This is a genomic window from Arthrobacter sp. 2YAF22_2 (assembly GCF_052114645.1).
Classification (GTDB): domain Bacteria; phylum Actinomycetota; class Actinomycetes; order Actinomycetales; family Micrococcaceae; genus Arthrobacter.
In genome coordinates this window covers 1-3,720 of the sequence record NZ_JBFRFD010000374.1, presented here as the reverse complement: position 1 = coordinate 3,720, position 3,720 = coordinate 1, and the positions used below count along the sequence as shown (strand labels likewise).

Genomic DNA, 3,720 nt, shown 5'->3' with positions numbered 1-3,720 from the left:
GTCTCCCGCGACGCCGGCACTGCCCCCGACCCGGCAGCTGCCGCGGCCCGGCAGGGCGTCGACGGCCTGCTGCGCTCCCTCGCCAAGGAACTGCGCGCCGGGGCCACCGCCAACGGCATCGTACTGGCCGACGGCGCGCAGACCACGAGTCCCAGCACCCTCGGCGCGCTCCGGTTCTTCCTCTCCGGCCGCTCCGCCTTCGTGGACGGCCAGTTCCTCACGGTCTCTTCGACGTCCGGTGCGCAGCCGGCCGACCCGGAGAAGCCGCTGGCGGGGAAGGTCGCCGTCGTGACCGGGGCCGCCCGCGGAATCGGTGCGGCAATCGCCCGCACGCTTCACCGCGACGGCGCCACCGTCGTCGTCGTGGACATCCCGGCCGCCGGGGACCACCTGGCGGACGTCGCCAACGAGGTGCACGGGACCGCCCTGCAACTGGACATCAGCCGGCAGGACGCCGGTGCACGGATCATCAGCCACGCCGTAGAGCGGCACGGCCGGCTGGACATCGTGATCCACAACGCCGGCATCACCCGGGACAAGCTGCTCGCCAACATGGACCAGGGCCGCTGGAACTCGGTGATTGCGGTGAACATTGCCGCACAGCTGCGGATCAACGAGGCGCTGCTGGCCTCCGAGCACTTCTGGAACGCGCCGCGGATCGTCTCCGTTGCGTCCACCAGCGGCATCGCCGGCAACCGGGGCCAGACCAACTACGCCGCATCCAAGGGCGGCGTCATCGRCATGGTCCGCGCCACCGCGCCGCTGCTCGCGGCGCACGGCGGGTCCATCAACGCCGTGGCGCCCGGCTTCATCGAGACCGAGATGACGGCCCGGATCCCGTTCGCCACCCGTGAGGTGGCCCGACGGCTCAACTCGTTGCAGCAGGGCGGCCGGCCCGGTGACGTGGCCGAGGCCATCGCGTTCCTGGCCAGCGACGCGGCCGGCGGGATTTCCGGTGAGGTGCTCCGCGTCTGCGGGCAGAACCTGGTGGGGGCATGACCGCTTCACAGCCCGTGGTCCTGGGCGAGATGCCTTCCCTCTCCAAGCTCTACGTGAACGCCGCCGCCACAGCGGCGCGCCGCCGTCTGCTCGGCGCGCAGGCGGGCACGCAGCTGCCCGGGAGCAGCCACGAGGTCCGCGGCGTGCGGGCCGGGGTGGCCAATCTGACCGCCTACCAGCACCTGATCGGCGAAACCGCGAGCGACGTGCTGCCCGCCGGCTTCATTCATGCCCTGACGTTTCCGCTGTCCATGTCGGTGATGAACCGGGACGACTTTCCGTTGCCGCTGCTGGGCATGATCCACCTCACCAACAAGGTGGTCCAGTCCGCTCCGGTGCTGTTTACAGAGGCGCTCGACATCCGGGCCTGGGCCGAAAACCTGCGCGGGCACCGGTCCGGGACCCAGCTGGACCTGGTGGCCGAGGTGCGCGGCGCCGGCGATGAGTTCGTCCGCTGGCGCGGCGTGTCCACCTACCTCGCCAAGGGCGTCTTCCTGCCGGGAATCGACAAGCCGTCGGCCGTTGCGGCGCCCGAAGGTTTCAGCGCGCCGAATCCGACCGCACTGTGGCAGCTCGGCGTGGACACCGGCCGGGCGTACGCCTCCGTGTCGGGTGACTTCAACCCGATCCACCTGAGCGTGCTCAGCGCCAAGGCCTTGGGCCTGCGGCGCTCTATCGCCCACGGCATGTACCTCGCCTCCCGTGCACTGGCCGACGTCGGCGCCGCCAAGGGCGACGCGTTCAGCTGGGACGTGGCGTTCGAGGCGCCGGTGTTTCTGCCCGCCCGCGTAGCGCTCGACATCGGGACGGTGCAGGGGCACGACGGCGGGTGGCTGCGCTCCGAGTATGTGGCCTGGAGCCCGCATTCGGGCCGGAAACACTTCAGTGGTTCCGTGGACTCGCTGAAGTAGGGCAGCACCCCGCGAGCGCGGCGGCGGCCGTCCCCGGCATTCCGGGGGCGGCCGCCGTCGTCGTTAACTGGCGCCGCCGGACGAGGCGTCAGCTTGCCGCTTTCCGTCGCCTGACTTCATGACGCGCAGCATCCGGTGCAGGCTCAGCAGGACGGACTCGACGGCGCTCGGTGCGTCCGCGGCCTGGTCCTCGACGGCGACGCGCGCAGTGAAGGCCTTGACCGCCGCGTCGGCTTCCTCCACGAGTTCGGCCCGCCGCTGCGGCTCCTCTTCCTCGGCGGCGCGCAGCACGTCACCCACCATCGTCATGGCCTCCGCGAGCGGTTCAGCATGCGCGTCCGGGATGACGAATGGGGTGTCAGTTGACCAGATGACGTCGGAGAGCACCTGGGTCACGTCCTGGATGTGGAAGGTCAGCCGCTCCAGATCACGCAGGTTGCTGTAATCCTCGTCCACGTCCCGGGGATGCAGCCGCCGCCGGGGATTTGCTCGGCGGCTCGCATCGGCTTTCTGCACTGCGGCCCGCACCGAGCGGGCACGGTCCGCGAGCGACTCGGAGCGACGTGACCAGTCCTCGTGCTCCGGAGGCCAGCTCTCCTTGAGGGCCTTGCCCATGTCCCAGAGCTGCTGGGCAAGGGCCAGCCGGAGTTCGGCCAGGCTGAGGGCCGCCGCCTTGAAATGCAGCGGCGGGAAGACCAGCAGGTTCACCACGATGCCGACGGTCACGCCCGCCCCCATCTGGACGAGGTAGCCGAAGGAGAACTTGTCCGGGTTGTGCCCGCCGACCAGCAGCACCAGGAGGGCCGCCGTCGGGATCCAGTCGCTGCCCGAGCCGATTCGCGGCAGCCCGGCGAGGACGACGCCGAGCCCCATCACGATCGCAACGGTCAGCGGCGACGGGCTCCCCAGGCTGAAGAGCATAAAGGCAAGTCCGATGCCGATGGCCAGGCCCACCAGCGTCTGGAAGCCCTGGCGCATGGAGCCGGAGACGTTTTCGTACATCGCCACGAGGGCGCCCAGGGGCGCGTAGTACGGGTAGTCCGCCGCGGATCCGGGCATGAACGGGGCGATATAGAACGCAAGACCGGCCGCAAGGGCCGCTTTCGTGGCCAGCTGCAGGCGGGGCCAGAGCAGGGCGGCGGACACGCTGCCTGCCACCACCCGACCCAGCCGGCGGACTCGCGAGGGGTGGCCACTGCTGTCATGTTCTTTTTCGATTGCCATCCCGGCTCACCCTAGGCGCGGGCTGGTACTGCGACAACTGGACGAATCCCCGGCACGGCTCCGCCGGCGTGGTACAGGCGGCGCTGCTCAGGCGGCGCCGTGTCCGGCGGTGACCTCTTCGCCCGCCCGGACCGGTCCGGGCGGGGTGCCGTTGCCGAAGGGGCGGCCACCGAGCGCCTCCCGGCCGTGCGCCGAGAGCCAGTTGCCCAGCTCCGGGCCCTTCGGCACGATCCCGGTGGGGTTGATGTCCTCGTGGACGATGTAATAGTGCTGCTTGATTTGCACGAAGTCGATCGTGTCGCCGAAGCCCGGCGTCTGGAACAGATCCCGCGCGTAGGCCCACAGCACCGGCATTTCGCTGAGCTTTTGCCGGTTGCACTTGAAGTGGCCGTGGTAGACGGCGTCGAAGCGGGCCAGTGTGGTGAAGAGCCGGACGTCCGCCTCGGTGATCGTGTCGCCCACCAGGTATCGTTGCCCGGCAAGCCGCTCTTCCAGCCAGTCCAGCGCCGTCCAAAGCCGGTCGTAGGCGGCGTCGTAGGCCTCTTGCGAACCGGCGAAGCCGCAGCGGTAGACGCCGTTGTTGACC

At 70.1% G+C, this 3,720-nt stretch carries 4 protein-coding genes; 2 read left to right on the top strand and 2 right to left on the bottom strand.

The features are described 5' to 3' along the window. Window positions 1-999, top strand: a 999-nt coding sequence (locus AB4Y86_RS14220) for a 3-oxoacyl-ACP reductase (protein WP_441402851.1), incomplete at its 5' end; no start/stop codon positions are given. Continuing rightward, entirely contained in the window at window positions 996-1,910 is a 915-nt protein-coding gene (locus AB4Y86_RS14215) for a MaoC family dehydratase (RefSeq protein ID WP_441402850.1), read from the top strand. The genes AB4Y86_RS14220 and AB4Y86_RS14215, both read left to right, overlap by 4 nt. A gap of 63 nt (window positions 1,911-1,973) precedes the next feature. Here the strand turns inward: AB4Y86_RS14215 and AB4Y86_RS14210 are convergent, their stop codons facing one another. Next, complete coding sequence (locus tag AB4Y86_RS14210) at window positions 1,974-3,134, bottom strand: FUSC family protein (protein WP_441402849.1); 1,161 nt, start codon at window positions 3,132-3,134, stop codon at window positions 1,974-1,976. 87 nt (window positions 3,135-3,221) lie between these two features. Next, window positions 3,222-3,720 (bottom strand): glutathione S-transferase C-terminal domain-containing protein (locus AB4Y86_RS14205; protein ID WP_441402848.1); only part of this gene is annotated, 499 nt, incomplete at its 5' end.